This is a genomic window from Koromonas humicola, assembly GCF_059726255.1.
Genome location: NZ_AP040873.1, coordinates 3,849,415 through 3,867,168, shown reverse-complemented (window position 1 = coordinate 3,867,168; position 17,754 = coordinate 3,849,415). Strand labels below are relative to the sequence as shown.

Below are 17,754 nucleotides of genomic sequence, written 5' to 3'. Positions count from 1 at the left end.
TTAACTCCCTTCGGAATGAACGCGGATCTACCGCTCGAAATCTGCCCTTTTTGTGGGCAGGGAGGCAAGACACTAATGAAGAAGCTATTGAATCTGCTTTTAGTCGTCACATTGGTTGCGATTAGCGCGCCGACCCTCGTGTTCGCGCAGGCAACGGCTACCGGCACAATCGCAGGTACGGCCTCGGACAAGGGTGGGGCGGTGATCGTCGGAGCCACCGTTACCGCGACGAACCGAGGGACAGGTGCCATCCGTACCACGACTACAAACGCATTGGGAGATTTCCGCTTCGACCAACTGTCAGCGGGCGCGTACGTCGTTAAGGTTTCAAAAGGTGGTTTCGCGACCTTCTCGCAATCTCTGGAACTGCTTGTAGGCCAAACGGCAACAGTCGCGGCGGGTCTAAAACCAGGGCAGGCGTCTGAAGTGATCGAGGTATCAGAGGATATTCAACTGGTAGACCAAGCCAAGACCTCCGTGAGCCAGGAAATCACACCGAAGGAAGTCGAAGAACTGCCTCTATTGGGACGCGACGTCGCTAACCTAGCGTATCTTGCACCTGGTGTGAAGTCGGCTGACTCGTTTGATCCCACGAAGAATCGCTCCGCGGTTCTGTCGGTGAACGGTAACGTGGGCCGCGAAGTGAATGTTACCGTTAACGGCGTTGACAATAAGGACAGCACGGTCGGGGGTACAGTAATGCAGCTTCCGCTTGAAGCTGTAGAAGAATTTGTGATTTCGACGCAACGATTCTCTGCCGCAAATGGCCGTTCCGAAGGCGCCGCGATCAATATGATTACCAAGTCCGGCACGAATAGCTTCCACGGTTCAGCTTTCGCTTATTTTCGTGACGAGAAGTTCAATGCGGATAAGAAGCTGGCCGATGGCAGCACGTCCAACGGACCATATAGCCGTCAACAGTTCGGTGGTTCGATCGGCGGGCCGATTGTAAAGAACAAATCGTTCGTGTTCTTCGCCTTCGAGCGCCAGCGCGAACATACCAGTATTCCTGAAACTGGAAACTCCCTTAATGAACTCCAGATTGCGGCCACGCAACTGGGCATGGCTGCTGAGCCTGCCACAAACATCCCAACCCCATTCTTCGAAAACCGCCTGAACGGACGACTCGATTACAAGTTCAGCGACAAGGAAAACGCCTACATTAGCTACACATCTCAGGCGAACAACAGCTTCAACGATCAGTCTGATGGAAATGGCGATCTCACGGGTGGAAATGTCACGCTGAACCACATGCAGATCGCGAACTTAACGTTGAATTCGGTGCTGTCTGAGACGCTGGTAAACAGCTTCACCTTTGGCTTTCAGTACTGGAACAACATCATCGATGTAACCACAAAGAATGCACCTTACATCACTTTCGCCAGCGGCGAATGGTTCGGCACAAATACGAACGTACCGCAGCAGTCGTTTCAGCGAAAATGGCAGTGGCGCGACGACATCACGAAGACGCTCGGCAAACACACACTGAAAACGGGTGTCGATTACATCTGGAACCCGTCTCTTGGTGGCTATTTTTCGTCCAACTCAACCCTCGAAATCGACTTCCTCACAGATCCGTCTGCTATTGCTGCGTTATCTGGCGGATTTGCAAACCCAGGACTGGTCGGCGGCATGTCAATTTCGAATGGTGACTCCCGCACGAACGTTCCAGGTGGGACGAAGCAGGTCGGACTTTACTTTCAGGATGACTGGAAGGCCACGAAGCGTTTGACGCTGAACCTTGGCGTTCGCTGGGATAAGGACGTCAATCTCATTGGTGGCAGCGCTATTGGCAAGAGCAAGACCTTCCTTGAGCTGCAAGCAATCAACAGCGCCTATGCTGTGAAGCCGCACGACGACAACAAGGACTTCAGTCCGCGTGTGGGCTTCGCCTATGACCTGACTGGCGCTGGGAAGCATGTTCTGCACGGCGGCTACGGTCTGTATTTCGGGAATGTCTATCAGAACATTCCGTTATGGATGGAGCAGATGGCCAACCCGACTGTCTATCAGCAGGCGCTTTCGATTGGGGTGAACGACACAGTTCCCGGATTCAGCACCCCTCTTTCACAGTGGACCTACTCCGCGGCAAACGTCGCAACGGTGTTAGCCAACATTCCAGCGGCTTCATCGCTACTCGCCACAGGCAGTACTGGCCGTACCATGGACCCAAAATATCGTAATCCCTACACCGAAGAATTCAATCTTGGTTACCAGTGGGCAATGAACCAGAAGGCGGTCTTCGAGGCTGAGTACGTTCATACTCTCGGACTCCACTCCAACGTTGATATCAACATTAACCCCAAAGATCCTGCCACCGGCGTACGTCCTTTCACAGCAGCGTTCAATGCAGCGGGGGTTCCTGCGCTCGGCCGCATCATGGACAATCAGTCGATTGGCCGTTCCCGCTACGATGGCCTGAATCTGAGCTATCGCCAGCGGATGGTCAAGAACTTCAGCCTGATCGCGAACTACACTCTGAGTCGCGCGGTAGGTTATGCGACCGCTTCCGGAGGCCCCCCGACACTGTCCAGCTCCCAGTCCAGCTATCACAGCTATCCGCACAATCCGCTACATCCGCTAGCGAGCTGGGACTTCGGCCCAACGCCATTCGATGAACGTCACCACATCACGATCAGTGGAATCGTGAACATGCCATTCGGACTCGAAGCCGCTCCGATCCTTCAGTTCGGTTCTGCGAGGCCGTACGATCTGAACGCAGGTTATGACATCCTCGGACTCGGTACTGGCTACTCGCGTCCGGTGGTGGTGGACAACAACGCGCCGAAGAACTACTACATGTACGACAGCTCAGGCGCAGGTCATAATGGCGCGGCGGCGCGTGCTGCACTCGCAGCAGGCACTGCCCACATAGTGCCGTATGACAGTCTTCGTGGCGCTCCGATCTTTGAGCTTGACGCTCGCGTGAGCAAGAACTTCAAACTCGGTGAACAGCGCAGATTACAGCTCAGCTTCCAAGGCTTCAACCTCACGAATCGCGCCAACTACGGCAACAACTACTTCTACACGACCACCTCTGGCAAGATTGGCCAGCCTTCTGGCTTCACCAATCCGACCAGTTCGTCAACCGCCTTTGCCTTTGAAGGCGAGTTCGGCGCCCGCTTTACCTTCTAATTGTTCACCTGACCTAACCAGGGCTGGCTTTGGCCAGCCCTTTCGCATGAGCCGAAGTATTCGGCCGCCTATTTGGGGGCGGCCTAACATGTGCGTCACGGAAGAAGATCACTCAGTAGGGATTGAGCCCTCGTGTTGTTACACCAGAGGGCATCCCAATGCTCCCCATAATCATGTCCATTTCTACTCTTTCGAAGATAGTTACATCCGTCTAGTCTGCAACCCTTTTCCGGATTGGAATACGGCGATTCAGTCGTGGCTTTGATCTTCGGTACGCCTCCTGCTGCGAGCAGTGAATCGAAGATAGGCCGGAGGAGCGGTCGCTAGTCAGTTTTCGACTATACGTTGGGCCTTCCCCAATCGTCTTCACGATGCTCGCGTCATTGCAGTTTTAGAGTCCACACACTTCTACCGTGAGTCGCCACAAACAACGTTCTAGTTGAGGACTGTAATTTGATGGAGAGCGCCACAGCCTGAGGAAGCCCAACACTTAAATTCGTCCAACTTGCGCCTCCATTGCGGCTGATGAATACACCCACGTCGCTGGCCACATAGATCGTGTTTGCAAACTTAGGATCGACAACCATGTCATTCAGAGGAATGTTGGGCAGATTTCCGCTCACATTCTTCCAAGTCGTACCGCCATCGGAGGTGAAGTACAGATGGCCGCTATCAAAGCCGGATAGAGCAACGTAGGCTTGTTGCGCAGCTTTCGGGTTTACCGCGATTGCGGAGATAAAGCGATTTGGTAGGCCAGCAGTGCGATTTATCCACGAAGCTCCCGTGCCCGCACCAGCGCTTGATGTGACACTTAACATGCCGTCGCTACTTCCTACATAAACGGTGTTACTGTCCGAAGGCGCAACTGCGAGGGCAGAAACTTCTCCGCCCTGCGTCAGGTCGGGAGAGATCGCTTGCCAAGACCTGGCACCATCGATCGTTTGATAAACACGATAGGTCCCAAAGTAGAGGCGCAAAGGATCTTTGATGTCGATGGTCAAGGGTGCGATAAATTGCCGCCGATCGGCGTCATTTATACCAGCTTGCGCCGAAAACCATCCTGATCTGTCAGTTCCGCCAGTTGTAGACTTTTGCAAGAACGCGAAATCGCCAACGCAATAAGCATATACATTTGTGGGCACCTGCGGATCCATGACGGTGGGACCTCCGTCTCCACAGGTAGTGACGGTCCAAAGTGATTTCCCGGAGTAGAATTGGGTGCCATTGTCCTGTGTTCCACCAAGCGCCAACGACGAGGTGGGATGCACCGCGAGTCCGGGATAGAACTGCATGGTCGCAATGGTCGCATTGAGGTCGGTCCACGCAAACGAATTGTTCGACGAGAAACCTGTCGCACTGTACGCTCCACCATCGTTCCCGAGATATAACTTTGTCCCATCCGATGAGAATGCGAAAGCATGCTGATCTGGGTGAAGGGCTATACCATTCGAACCTACAGAAATATCTCTCCAACTCGCGCCCCCATCGAGAGACATGGAAGCAGCAAAACCACCTGTGATCACAATGTTTGGATTGTTTGGGTCTACCGCAATACCACCTTCATACCAACTGCAACAAGATGGAGGGTCTCCAACCCGATCCCAATTTGCCCCGGCATCAGTGGTTTTGAATACACCTGCTATTCCCGACAACGGACTGCCAAGGGGCAGAGCAATTGCTGCGTAGAGAATCGAAGGGTTTGATGCCGATATGGCTAGACCGATTCTACCGAGGCCAGAGGCGGGGATCACGCGGCTTCCTGTTCCGGAGATCACGTTCCACGTCTGTCCGGAATCGGTGGATCTATAGATCGCATTGTAGGTATCTCCGTACGGGCTTCCCAAGGCTGCATAAGCTATTCCGGAGGAGGGATCAGGGTTGAACAGAACGGCTGTAGCGATACCGGGCAACACGGCCACCCAAGTGACGCCACCATCTGATGAGCGCATCACAGCTCCGCCCCAAGGTATAGTTCCGCCAAACGAAGACACGGCCGCCAGCAGTACCTGTCCGTTACTACCTGGGCTCACCGACAGTGAACCGATATGTGACCCTCCGTTTGTATTGAATACAAACGGCCCGGGTAATTGTGTCCAACTAGCTCCTCCGTCAGTGGATTTCAGGATCCCAGCGCCACCATATCCATCTCCATTGAAGTTTTCCTCACCTGTACCGACGTAAACAATATCGGGGTTTACAGGGTCGAGCGCGATTGATCCTATGCTCAAGGATGGCTGCCGATCGGTAAGGGCATTCCAGTTAAGTCCTGCATCGGAGGTCTTCCAAACTCCACCATCTGCCGCTCCCAAATACACTACGTTCTGATTGCGCGGGTCAACCGCAAGCGCAGTAACTCGTCCGGAATTTCCACCGTCAGTTGCGGAATTCCAAAACGAAGTTCCTGGTCTTGGTCCTATCAGCGTCCAACTACCTTTAATGCGGCTGTTCGCCTGAGCCTGCTCAATCGGCATCGCTTGCGCCTGTCGCACCGCCCGCATTTTCGCATCACCTCGAATGCGTCCGGATGGGTAAGCCCTTTGATCGAAGAACCACCGTCCACGCCGTTGGATTTCTTTGAGGCGTTCAACCGGTTTCTTTTGTGCCCACGTCGTCGGGGAACCCACAGCAACGTAAAACATTGCGGCTATCACACACACAAGCACATGCGACTTCTGCGGGGTAAGAACAAAGCCAGTAGCTCTCGGTTTTCGTAGCATGTTCGACTCCTTACGTGCGGTGTCAGGCGTAAGTTGCGAATTTCGAAAGTAGCTCACCGACGGTCTGCAGCAATCACAGAGAACGATCGTGCACGCCAGAGCACGTCATGACTTCTTGGCCCTTTAAATGCTCGGTACACCCTTGACTGAAAACAGCGAATCTTGTTTGTTGGAGAGGTTGAAGTCAGTGGATGAGATTCCGCTGACTATCAGAGCTGTTTGGCGCTGGTGAACGGGGCCGGGGAAAACAGGATGTTAGGAGAAACATTAGTCAATCGAGGTTGCCAGACGAAAATCTTCTTTGGAAGGAAATTTGTAATTGAGTTTTCCTTCCAGAAGGTGACAGAACATAGCCTGACGCAGAATGGCAACTTGGGTGAACACAGCTCCAGTTTGGCCATCGAGAAGATGTTTGGCGTACCTTGAATGCGTCCCGAGGGGGCGACGACGTGCTCAGCTCGGTTAATGCTTGGCTATTCTGCCATCAACGCTGCATACCCGGCAGCGGCCGTCCAGCTTTGTGGAAATCGGAGAAGCGGGAAAGTACAATTCAAGTCTCGCCGTGTGTTTGTGCTCTCCAATCAAAGGCGCTGGCCTGTCGTTCTTGGGTTGCTTTACCGCTATCCTCTTCGAGGGGTGAGGTCGACTGCTGAAAGTCTATAGGAGGCATGTTCAGCAGTTCACCCGCCTAGCGCCTATTTAGGTGACCTTTTCGATGGGAAGTAGCAGTGTTAGCTAGAAGCTAGCCTGCCGAGTGTAAAGAACAACACTCATTGTGACGCTGAATGTGTAATTGTCAGAACTGGAAGCTGCCGCCGTCATTGTATTAATGCGCCTAGTGCGTATCGGGGCATCTATGGCTTTTTCGGCGATGTGTAGAACCCTAATTCGGAGTTGATACAAATTCCGCACCTACACGTGAACGTTTCGGCCGACAGTGCGTCTGGTTTCATCGGAACAGAGGTCGTGTGAGAACACACGGGGCAGGTCACCAGCTCGGACGGAGTGTGTTCAGCAGGCTTCGAAGTCTTGTCGAAAAACATAGTTCTCCATTCTACGAGAACGACAGCAGAGAGCAAAAGAGTTCATCATCATCTAGAACATGAACACCTTTCGAGATCATGCCGGCACCTAGAAGGCCAGAAGTTGCGACCACTGATTATCGGGAAGCTCGTGTGCTGAGAATATGGTAAGACCATCTGGATGCCTTTGCGGGGGCGGTACATTGCAATGGGCGATCGTGGTCCGAGCGCTGCAACCTGTCGTGCAGTGAATCGGCCGTGCATATGGCCGATGGGAACCTTAAACTACAACACAATCCCATGTAGATCAGGTTCGCGCGTACCGCTTAGTTGTGTCACTTATTGCTGGTGCTATGCCAGGGGCCAGTATTAAAGGCTGTGCAATGAAATGCTGCCACCAAACGGCGGACAGTATGCCAGTGCTGACCAGGTTACTAATCGATTGAAGGATGGCTTCAATCCGCCAACGACGGTGACTTTCCCCAAGATCGGGATACTTCATGGCTAGCCCTGTTGTCGACACCTCTCGCGGTTGTACTCTGCATGAACGGAATCCTCTTGGTAGCTTGGGGTCACTCAAATTCTCAAGTAACGCCAGTGAACCAGGAAATGAACACTACAAAGCGGCACTCCAAAAGGCGATGAGCAAGATACTCCACCAATAAAGTGCGAGAAATCGCCCAACATTGAGTTATCGCCAATTCGACCTCAGCCCGCCCGGGGGAAATGTGTTGCCCCGAATGCTTGCAGTATTCGATCGCGTCAGCTTGCAGCTTAACTCTGCCCCCTGAGCTCCCCTGCTGCAGCATATCTTTGCGCAGGATCGCAGCATTTCGTTGCCGCCAACAGTTTGCGGAAACTACCCACAAGCAATTTTCTCATTCCTGTGAAAGAACTGCAGGGCACGCATGGTCCAAATCGTCGACCGAGACCGTGCGAGTTCGGCGTTGTCCTTTCCCCAAAACCCCAAAAAACCGATGCGCCGCACCGAACTGGCCGCAATGAGGCTGTTGTCATCGGTTTGCAAAAACCGGCAATGAGCAGCTCGCCCGCACTCCTCTACTTCACTGCAGCTCTAATTAGTGGCTAATTTTGCGCTGAAACGGTCAGCACAATAAGGCGAGCAACTCCAGTCTGCAGACTGAGCTTAAGAGCAATTGCGAGTTAGTACAAGGTAGCGCGAAGCTTCCGTCAATACTTCTTCGTGCCAGGGGATCGGACGGTAGGTGTATTTAGTCGCAAGCGTACGTAAAAAATTAGTTTTTGATTAAGGTAAGTCTTGCAATTCATGTCTCTCGGCGATAGCCTTATTTGGAAATCAGAAAACAAGCAAGCGCTTACATGACCAGCGCATAACGCGCTTGGAATCTCGTCATCGTCATTCACTTCTTTGGCGAGCATACCGTTGCGACGACGCTAACTTGTGGTTTGTAAAATCACCTCCTAAGTGGGGATGGCGAAGCCTTGTCTTACTCGTTCAGTTGGGTTCCAGCTTCCGATAGCTTTCCTGGGGCTGGTGTTTCGCCTGAGATGGCGCACTCCCTTCAATGGTTTGCGATCTATACACAGACTAAGCACGAGAAGAATGTGGCCCTCCGTTTTCAGGCGAGGGAGATAGAGTCTTACCTGCCAACGTGGGCGACCAAGCGAAAATGGAAGAATGGATCGACCGTTCAGTTGCAACTGCCGCTCTTTCCTAATTACATATTCGCAAGGTTTGGGCGGCATGAACGAGGCGCAGTTTTGAGCTCCCCTGGTGTGATAAGAATCGTTGGCGCTGGCAATGAAGGAACGCCACTTCAGGCCGCGGAACTGGAAAAGCTCCGATCTAGCATTGATCTTTGCCGGGTATCACCACATCCCTATTTGACGGTCGGCGAAAAGGTTCGAATCATTGATGGGCCACTATCCGGATATGAAGGCATTTTGGTGCGCGAGAAGAACGAATCGCGAGTGGTGGTTACTCTAGACTACATACAGAGAAGTATGGCAATCGAACTGGATGCAATGAGTCTCGAAGCTGTGCGCTAGAATTTCTCTTTTCAATGTCGTCCTATCCCGCAACCGTAGCCTTATCTTGCATAGCGAAGGCTTCCACCGTACTGCAAGCCGCAAATGCAATCACCCTACTCTGTTACATGGACGGGGATGAAGCGATCACTTACTTGCTGCTGAAGCCCAGTCGCGAGTCCGTGAAAGTCATTACTTCCTGACTGAGTCCTGAAAGTGTCTGCAGGAGCGAAAGCGTCCAAAACAGATCTAACAGCAAGTGGTTCGCAAACTCTGGACTAACTAAAACCTCCCCCAAATGAATAACAATACCGGCGACACTAAGCGACGAATTCTCGATGCGTCTGTGCAGCTGTTTTCCAGACAAGGATTCAATGGCACCGCGACCCGTGAGATCGCTAGGCTTGCCGATGTGAATGAAGCAACCCTGTTTCGATATTTTCCAAGGAAGCAGGATATGTTCTGGGAGGCACTCCAATCTCGTTTCTCACGCGTGCGGTTTCGGAAAGAACTGCAAAGTGGTCTAGACCAGGTTGGCAATCCTGAAATTGTAGTGCCGTTGATCATTGAGTACTTGGTCGAGATTGCAATGTATCAGCCAGATCTACTCAGGTTATTAGGAGTCAGCTTGCTCGAAATGAGGCATGGCAGCGAGTTCATCTGGCGCAAGCAAGTGGGCTCCATCTTTCAGGAAATAGCACAGTATTTTGAGCGTTGTATTGAAGACGGCACTGTGAGAAATCTGGACACTTCTACAGCAACGATTAGTTTTGTGCTGACAACGCTCGTTCACGAAGGTATGTTTCGGCTACTTACCGGCGCTGATGTTCACGCCAATGCCAGCGAGGCTGTCGCAACGTATTCCAGTTATTGGCTCCAAGTACTCCTGCCAACATCGAAGCCGGCATTCCACCCGAGGACATGCTCCGAGGCACCCGTTTACTGAGTAATCGGCCCCACCATCCTTTTTTGGGTCGTTTTCTCTTCAAGTAGAAGCAACAAACTAAGTGCGGAATACTCCCCTTCTGTCACGTTAATCGCGATCTTGCGACTGATTAAGCGCAGGTTCGTATCGCTTTCGACATCGAGAGATTTGAAATGGCAAGTACGTCGGAACTTGGCAGTGCGGATGGATTAGGACTACAACCTTCGGAACTTCAGGTCAACGATTCCAAGAAGCAGACGCGATTTGACAATAATAAGATTACGCGTGACTTCTTGATCATGATGGATGTTGCCCTGATCTGGCTCAGTTCGCTGGCCAGCTTGTGGTTTCGGTTCAGAACATGGCCTTGGCATGATCCAATGGGCAAAGCGCAAATGGCGATGCATGTTGGCTTTTTGCTGCTCTTTTCTGCTCTCGTGGTGTTGTTCTTCTATGCTAGGAATCTCTACTCCCGGCCCTGCATGCAGCGTAGGAGCTTTGAGCCTTTGGAGCCGCTAAAGGCAATCGGGGCGGCAGCACTCGTTCTTACATCGTTTGTCTATTTGTCTGGAATCAAGATAATCTCGCGTGAGGTTATCGGGACGACCGTGGCTCTCAGTACCGCCGTCCTGCTTTTGTGGCGTTATTGGTGGCGCAATCAGGCGATCGAGGGACTAACTGAGCAACGGAACGTACTTATCGTCGGGGCAGGCCGAGTTGGCCAAGCGTTGCGGCAGTATGTAGAGAACAATGCTGATTTAGGCTACGTATTCAGAGGCTTTGTCGATAGGAGACGTACCAAGCGAACAGACCCGGCTTCCAACGACAGTGACCTCATGGGTGGGATTGCCGACCTAGACGTACTCGTGCGCAGCTACTTCATCGACGAGGTTCTGATAACTGATATCGGCGACCGAGACCTCATAAAAGAAATTGCAAAAAGAGCTCGGTTCCTGGGTGTTAACGTTCGAGTAGTTCCAGATCTATATGATGGCCTGGCAATAGGTGCAACGCTCGAATCAATTGGCCAGTTTCCCACGATAGCGCTCTATCGGCAGCCTGTTGCCTCCCTGCAGCATTTGTTCAAGCGCGCAATTGACATAGCACTGTCTACCTTAGGACTGATTTTTGTATCCCCAGTGGTACTTCTAACTGCCATCTTCATCAAACTGGATTCTCGAGGTCCAATCTTCTACAGCGCTGAAAGGGTCGGGAAAAAAGGAAAAATATTCAGGTGTCATAAATTCCGAACGATGATAGCTGACGCGGAGATACTGAAAGACGCCTTGAGCCACCTGAATGAGCGGGACAGGATACTCTTTAAGATATCTGACGATCCACGTATAACCCGGCTGGGACGGATTTTGCGTAAATGGAGCATTGATGAGGTGCCCCAATTGTGGAACGTTCTACGAGGCGAGATGAGCCTAGTGGGACCACGTCCTCCGTTGCCAGGTGAATACAAGCAATATGCATTGGAACACCTGCGCCGATTGGATGCCCTTCCCGGAATTACTGGACTTTGGCAAGTTGAGGCGAGGAATAACCCGTCTTTTGAGAATTACATAGAACTAGATCTTGAGTATGTTGAGAATTGGAGCCTCTGGCTCGATCTCAAGGTTTTAGCAAAGACCTTTGGCGTAGTAGCTGCGGGCAGTGGAACTTAGTCTGTGAATCGCCTCTCATTTGTCTGAGCATTTGTGCGGCCTTCTGAACACTTCAGCGCGACACGTCAAGCACGCTAGTCCCGGCTCAGCCGGGCATGTCTCGCCAATGCGAGTCCATCTCACACTGTGGGTGCTGATTTCGGGTATCACCTACAGCGAACTATCAGCTTCAACAAATCGAAGAATTGAAGACAAACATGGAAAGCAATCCACTCTTGACACGAGAGCCTCAGGTATCGAGAACTCACATTCTGAGGCATAGCGTACAGCCGAAAGAGAACGATCTCGCGCTGTCCGAGATCTGGCGAGTAATTCAGAAAGACAAACGGCTGATCGCACTCTGCGTCATTGCGGCGGTTGGTCTGGCCTTCTTTATCTCTTTTATTATGACGCCCAAATATGAGGCGGTCGCTAGGATAGAGATTAACAAGGAAAACTCCGACCTCTTAGGGTTGGACTCATTGCAGGGGCTAGCCAGCGGAGCAGATGGCCTCGACTACAATGTCGCAATCCAGACAGAAACCGAAGTCCTCCGAAGTGACTCTCTGCTATTCCATGTTACGGAACAGCTAGGGCTCGAAAAGCGTAAAGAGTTTGCAACAAAACCGCCATTGATCAACCCGCTAGATATGTTCGATGGCAAGCGCATCAAGGCCGAGTTAGAGCTTCCTCTAGAGAATGCGCCTATACGACGCAGAAATGTTCGCAGGGTCTTTGAAAAGAACCTAAAAGTAAAAGCAGTCAGTGGCACACGACTGGTAGAGGTTAGCTTCCTCAGCCCCGACCCGAAGGTCGCGGCCGATGTGGTGAACACGCTAGTTAACGATTATCAAGAGCAGTATTTTCGAGTGCGCTATTCGGCTACCGCGCAAGCCTCTGATTGGCTTTCCAAGCAACTTTCTGATCTGAAGGCGCAGGTAGACGTTTCCCAGCAAAAGCTCGAGACGCTTCAGAAAGAAGCCGGCATATTGGGTGTGATGCTTCCGGGGCGGCAGGGCGTGCAATCGCAAGGCGGAGCGAAAAGCGGGAATTACGGAGCGAGCTTATCGTCGTGGCCAGCCATGGATAAGCTTCAAGACCTGAGTCGTCAACTGACGCAGGCCCAGGGAAATAGAATATCCAAAGAAGCCATTTACCGCGTACTTAAGCAGGGCAATCCCGAACTGATCGCAAGCTTTGCAAAGTCGGGCGACACAGAAGGCGCGATGAGCCCAAATTCGCTTGCGCTAGTTGAGACGCTTCGTGCACAAGAGGCGCTGCTCAGAATTCAGTATGCGCAGGCGACGACCAAGTTCGGTCCGAATTATCCGCAAGTGGTTCAGATCCGTAATCAGATGAGCGAAATAGACGGCTCCATTCAAGCCGAGCTCCGGAAGGTGGCGGCCCGCGCCGAAAACGAATATCTAGGAGCCAAGCAGGCCGAAGATATGGTGCGGGCGTCTTATGAAGAGCAGAAAGCTGATGCAAGTAAACTGCAGAATGTCGCCAACCAGTACACAATTGCTCTGCAAGAAGCAGACACGACCCGCGAACTCTACATGGATCTGCTCTCGAAACTGAAAGAGGGTGGGGTGCTTGCAGGCTTGCACTCGACCAATATTGTGATGGTCGACTCGGCTAGAACCGCTCCGAGCCCCAAGCGCCCAGATTATCCATTAAATCTTGCGCTAGGATTTGCATGCGGCCTGTTGGGAGGGGTATGCCTAGCGTTTGTCCGAGATGGGCTTGACTTCACAATTCACACTCCTGCGCAAGTGGAAACCGTTGCTGAGCTGCCCTCGCTAGGGATTGTGCCGAAATTGCAAAAGAAGAAGCTCGCTGAACAAGATGGCGAGCTTACCATTCTGAACGATCCGAACTCGCAAACTGCTGAAGCTTACCGGAGCTTGAGGACCTCGATATTGCTGTCGAATGTAGATGCTCCTCCCCGGGCGATTATGATCACTAGCGCACTGCCTGGCGAAGGAAAGTCGACGACCAGCTTGAATTTTGCGATATCGCTGACACAGCAAGGCTCAAAGGTGCTACTAGTTGAGGCGGATTTGCGCCGTCCATCGTTGCTTCCTCGACTCAATAGCAAGTCCAATGTCGGTCCCGGGTTGAGTGGCGTCCTGAGCGATCAAACTGACAACCTGTCATCAGCACTAATACAGTTGCCGAATATCCCAGGTCTCTCTGTGTTGCCATCTGGGATGAAACCACCATATCCCGCCGAATTGCTTGGCTCGATGCGCATGAAGGAGTGTCTCGAGTCATGGCGGAAAATGTTCGATTTTGTTGTGATCGATACCCCGCCCGTGCTCTCCGTGACTGATCCTGTCGTGCTCTCCAGCGTCGTAGACGCAGTGCTGCTTGTGGTGAGAGCGGAGGCCACGACACAACAAACACTGGTGCGCTGCCGGGACTTGCTTTTCCGAGCAAATGCGCCGATCGCTGGAGTGTTGATCAATGGCGTGGACATGAATTCAGGAGAATACTACTCATACTACGGCTACCACGCTGCAAAGTACGAGGACTACCTCCGGACCGAGAATTAAGTATTAGCGTTCTGGCCGCAGCAGTCGAGGGCAATGGACGAAAGCGGATTGGAGAAGATATGAGAAGTTTCCTGATTCTTACGTTGCTGATGTGTGTTGGTCTCGCCGGGCTGGCGCAAGTGGGTTCGACCGATCTTAAGGCGTTGCAGTCCAGCACAAGCGACCGAGCGACATTTGCCCTGAACGGCATCAGCTCCGCGCGAACGGCCATCGCCGCTGGTGATTTTCTCGCGATAATCGTGTTTGACGTGCCTGAGCTGACGCAGAGTATTCGAGTAGACGAGATGGGGAATGCGGAGCTGCTGCTCCTGGGTCCGCTTCATCTTTCCGGCATGAGCACGGACGAGGCGAAAAAGCTCATTAAGGGAAGGTTGCAGGAAGGTGGGTATGTGCTGGACCCACGTGTGACAGTGGAGATTCGGGAGTATGCGTCGGTAACTGCGGGTGGCGCGCTTTCAGGCACCCAGGGCGTTTCCGTTGTCGGGGAAGTCATCCGTCCGGGTTTCTATCCACTCATTGGCAAGCGCACGCTGGTTGATGTCATCGCCGATGCCGGCGGCGCAACAGCGGCGGCATCGCAGCAGATTACGGTGAATAGATCCTCCGATCACACGGTCGTGCGTGCGAGCCTCTCAAATAATGCCAGCGAGTTGCTGGCCAGCAACGTCGAGCTTCGCCCCGGAGACATTGTCATCGTGCCGAAGGCCGGAATCGCATATATCCTCGGAGACGTGGGGCGCCCCGGCGGATTCATAATGCAGGACGAAGGGAAGATGAGTGTGCTGCAACTTCTGGCGCTCGGAGGCGGCCCGAACCGTACCGCATCCCTGGGACGTACAACGCTCCTCCGCAAAACGTCTCAAGGAATGCGCGAGGAGAAGGTCGACCTTAAGAAGATCATGCAGGGCAAGAAGCCCGACATCGCCCTCAGCACGGATGACGTTCTGTTCGTGCCCAACAGCGCACTCAAGAGCCTTATGGGGAGCAGCCCCGCGTCGCTGATGCAAAGCGCCGCCGGAGCCGCCGTCTACTCCGGTATTGCGTATCACTAGATCATGCGGATCCGTATGCGGATTCGAGGCTGACTGCATGAAGGACGAAACGCTTTTTCAATTCAAAATCGTGTCATGGTGCGCGGAGTCGAACCACGTCTCGTCTTTTCGCAGTGGAACACACAAGACGAGCTTATAGGGAACGTCTCATTGAAGAGAAACATATCCGTGTTTCTGGATCTCCTCCGCTTTATTGCGGCATTTGGCGTGGTGTTGGGTCACTCGCGCACAGTAGTCATTCATTGGTTGCCACTGGTCCTCAGCGAAGCGAATGTAGCTGTCGCTACGTTCTTTGTATTATCTGGCTTTGTGATTCGCTTTGTGTCGGTCTCAAAAGAGGCAGACTGGAAGTCATATGCCGTTGCTCGAATCGTGAGAGTCTACCCAGTAGCAATTCTTACTATCGCTATAACGTTGCTCATTGACCACATTGGTCAGATCAGAAATCCGGCATTTTACGCATCGCTGCACTTCTTCAACGCGAGCACTTCGTTGCGGGAAATCGCTTCATATCTCACGTTTACGAACGAAATATGGATGCGCCATGCAGTAGTTGGGAGCGCAGAGCCGTATTGGTCGCTGAGCTTCGAAGTCTGGTACTACGTTCTGCTTGCTATTCTGATGTACACGCCTGCGCGGAATCGTATCTTTGCGGTAAGTGCATGGATGTGCCTTGTAGGTCCGAAGATTCTTGCGTACCTGCCGCTGTGGTTACTGGGAGCGCTCTGCTACGACGTCATTTCCCGTCGCTCCCGCAACGGTCAGGCTGAGAAGCAGACAGGAATTCTCTGCCTTTGTGCGGGCATGTTGGTATTACTGCTCACGCGATTGCTTCTCGCAAAGCGGACCACTGGCATGTGGATCTTTGAGCACCCCCACGTAGTGGTCAAGTCCTTTGTCTTTTATATCTGTATCGGCATCGGGGTGGCGCTTGTCATCGTGGGCTTTGAAATGGCTACTAGAGACCGGCAGATCTGGACGCCTAGGGCAGAGGCCGTCATACGGTGGCTTGCCGGAGGGAGTTTCACTCTCTACGTAATACATCTTCCTCTGCTTGCCTTCTTCACGTCACTGTTTCCCTCGTCAGAACATTCAAAGGTCGGAGGAGTTCTCGTCGTTGCCACGGTTCTGGTTGCAGCGTACCTGTGCGCCGAAATCGCAGAACGCCGCAAGCGCGCGCTGAAAACAGTTATCAACAAATTCAGACATCTTGGGGCGCTGTCTGGGAAAAGGCTTGAGCTAATGGGTAAACAGAGTAGGGGCAGAGTTGAAGCTTAGTGGCACGACACGATCAGCCAAGCAGTCGGTTCCCGCAATTATCGGAATTATGTGGGGCATGGGCTGGCTAGTCAGCTTGCTATTCCCGGAGGCGAGCTCCTTTCTTGGAATTGGGTTGCTGCTCCTAACGTACAAGCTGTCATATCGACACTCGCGCGCTCACATCCTGCTGTCTCTTCCATTTGTGGTGCTTCGATTCTCCGAGATGATCGCCGGAGTGGTCATATGCGGCGGCGCGACTCTTAAGGAATTGGGGGGGGGGGTGGGGCAACAAACTGACGCATTCTTCTGGCTCGGGTTGCTCTACGCAATGTGGCCGTTGGCTTCTAATTGGCGCCGCGTGGAACTCGCGGCGCCAGCGCAGATAGGAAACAACTTAAAGCGATCGTCGTGCAAGCTGGTCATTACAGTAGCGCTGTCTTATGTCTGCGCAATATATCTCTTTTACATCGTTTATGGTTTCCCGCTTCTGTCTGGAATAGATAAGTTCACGTTCGTGTCACATTATGGCGGACGTGGATATCTGATTCTCCAGAGATACCGGATGGCCGTTGTGATGATGTTGGGCTGCCTGAGAGCTGCAGGGAGATATCCTCGACTAGGAGGCTTCGCATTTATTGCGTTGGTTGCTGCCGCAATACTTGGCTCCGATAAACTTACCGCTCCGCTCATGGTGATCACGGCATATGTGGGGACCTATCTCGCGTTATCCGGAACAAAGTTCAGAGTGTCGCTCCTAAAGGGCGCGGTGGCTACCATGCTCGTGTGCGGCATTGGCCTTGGTTACGTATACTCCCGCGTCGTAAGTGCAGGCTCCTTGCAGCTAGCCATGGCCGGGATAGCAATGCGAATTCCGGCGCAAGGACAGGTGTGGTATTCCGCATACGAGAAAGATCCGAAGTTAATAAACCTTGAAGCGGAGCAGGTCGAGGCCGAGGTCCGGGGGCTCGTTTTGCCGGAGAGTTCGCTGGGCACAAAGAACCCGACCGGCGAATGGTACGTCATGCAGACCCTCCTCTCACAGCAGGCTATCCGCAAGTTTGTCTTGACGGGAACATCGCTGATCATGATTCTCTACGGGTACATCTTGAGCGCGTACGGCGTGGTGCCACTCATGATCTTCAACGTGCTTTATTTCCTGTACTTTTCGTTTGCTGCTTCGTCTTTCGCATGCTTCATTTCCCAGGGAAGACTTCTTCCCGCTTTTTTTGCCGCAATGCTGATTTCCTCCCAGATCACGACGAATGTCACAGGCAATCTCAGTGCGATGCTTGGCGTAAACGCGATTATTTGCGTGGCTGCAATTGTCGTATTCCGGCTTAAGTACCAGCCCCTGGAGATAAGTCATTACAACTTTGATGAGCTAGAGACAGGCGACTCCGTTTCACTAATAGAACAGTAAAGGTTAAGC

9 protein-coding genes are annotated in these 17,754 nt (G+C 52.6%); 8 read left to right on the top strand and 1 reads right to left on the bottom strand.

Annotation, left to right across the window (positions count from 1 at the left end):
* The first annotated feature begins 75 nt into the window (after positions 1–75).
* The gene (locus AC6IZD_RS16850; RefSeq protein ID WP_497784648.1) at positions 76–3,135 is read left to right on the top strand and encodes a TonB-dependent receptor; all 3,060 of its coding nucleotides are present in this window, start codon (positions 76–78) and stop codon (positions 3,133–3,135) included.
* A gap of 380 nt (positions 3,136–3,515) precedes the next feature.
* On the opposite strand, the gene AC6IZD_RS16845 is transcribed toward AC6IZD_RS16850, so the two are convergent.
* The gene (locus AC6IZD_RS16845) at positions 3,516–5,852 is read right to left on the bottom strand and encodes a WD40/YVTN/BNR-like repeat-containing protein (protein ID WP_497784647.1); all 2,337 of its coding nucleotides are present in this window, start codon (positions 5,850–5,852) and stop codon (positions 3,516–3,518) included.
* Between the two features lie 2,552 nt (positions 5,853–8,404).
* Here AC6IZD_RS16845 and nusG point away from each other — a divergent pair.
* The 7 genes from nusG (at position 8,405) to AC6IZD_RS16810 (ending at position 17,745) form a co-directional block, all read left to right on the top strand.
* Positions 8,405–8,905: a transcription termination/antitermination protein NusG gene (gene nusG / locus AC6IZD_RS16840; protein WP_497787597.1), complete on the top strand. Its 501-nt coding sequence runs from the start codon at positions 8,405–8,407 to the stop codon at positions 8,903–8,905.
* Between the two features lie 277 nt (positions 8,906–9,182).
* Positions 9,183–9,830, top strand: coding sequence for a TetR/AcrR family transcriptional regulator (locus tag AC6IZD_RS16835; RefSeq protein ID WP_497784646.1), 648 nt, complete (start codon positions 9,183–9,185; stop codon positions 9,828–9,830).
* Positions 9,831–9,982: 152 nt separating this feature from the next.
* On the top strand, positions 9,983–11,476 hold the full coding sequence (locus tag AC6IZD_RS16830) for a sugar transferase (protein ID WP_497784645.1): 1,494 nt from the start codon (positions 9,983–9,985) through the stop codon (positions 11,474–11,476).
* Positions 11,477–11,673: 197 nt separating this feature from the next.
* Complete coding sequence (locus tag AC6IZD_RS16825; RefSeq protein ID WP_497784644.1) at positions 11,674–14,013, top strand: GumC family protein; 2,340 nt, start codon at positions 11,674–11,676, stop codon at positions 14,011–14,013.
* 59 nt (positions 14,014–14,072) lie between these two features.
* The gene (locus AC6IZD_RS16820; RefSeq protein ID WP_497784643.1) at positions 14,073–15,065 is read left to right on the top strand and encodes a polysaccharide biosynthesis/export family protein; all 993 of its coding nucleotides are present in this window, start codon (positions 14,073–14,075) and stop codon (positions 15,063–15,065) included.
* 150 nt (positions 15,066–15,215) lie between these two features.
* Positions 15,216–16,343: an acyltransferase family protein gene (locus AC6IZD_RS16815; protein ID WP_497784641.1), complete on the top strand. Its 1,128-nt coding sequence runs from the start codon at positions 15,216–15,218 to the stop codon at positions 16,341–16,343.
* Positions 16,333–17,745: a hypothetical protein gene (locus tag AC6IZD_RS16810; RefSeq protein WP_497784639.1), complete on the top strand. Its 1,413-nt coding sequence runs from the start codon at positions 16,333–16,335 to the stop codon at positions 17,743–17,745. The genes AC6IZD_RS16815 and AC6IZD_RS16810 overlap by 11 nt, the downstream gene beginning before the upstream one ends.
* The last annotated feature ends 9 nt before the right edge of the window (positions 17,746–17,754 follow it).

What these genes read in the sequence shown, in the direction of transcription:
- AC6IZD_RS16850 (WP_497784648.1), top strand. Translation starts at nt 76, where the DNA reads ATGAAGAAGCTATTGAATCTGCTTTTAGTCGTCACATTGGTTGCGATT.
- AC6IZD_RS16845 (WP_497784647.1), bottom strand. Translation starts at nt 5,852, where the DNA reads ATGCTACGAAAACCGAGAGCTACTGGCTTTGTTCTTACCCCGCAGAAG.
- nusG (WP_497787597.1), top strand. Translation starts at nt 8,405, where the DNA reads ATGGCGCACTCCCTTCAATGGTTTGCGATCTATACACAGACTAAGCAC.
- AC6IZD_RS16835 (WP_497784646.1), top strand. Translation starts at nt 9,183, where the DNA reads ATGAATAACAATACCGGCGACACTAAGCGACGAATTCTCGATGCGTCT.
- AC6IZD_RS16830 (WP_497784645.1), top strand. Translation starts at nt 9,983, where the DNA reads ATGGCAAGTACGTCGGAACTTGGCAGTGCGGATGGATTAGGACTACAA.
- AC6IZD_RS16825 (WP_497784644.1), top strand. Translation starts at nt 11,674, where the DNA reads ATGGAAAGCAATCCACTCTTGACACGAGAGCCTCAGGTATCGAGAACT.
- AC6IZD_RS16820 (WP_497784643.1), top strand. Translation starts at nt 14,073, where the DNA reads ATGAGAAGTTTCCTGATTCTTACGTTGCTGATGTGTGTTGGTCTCGCC.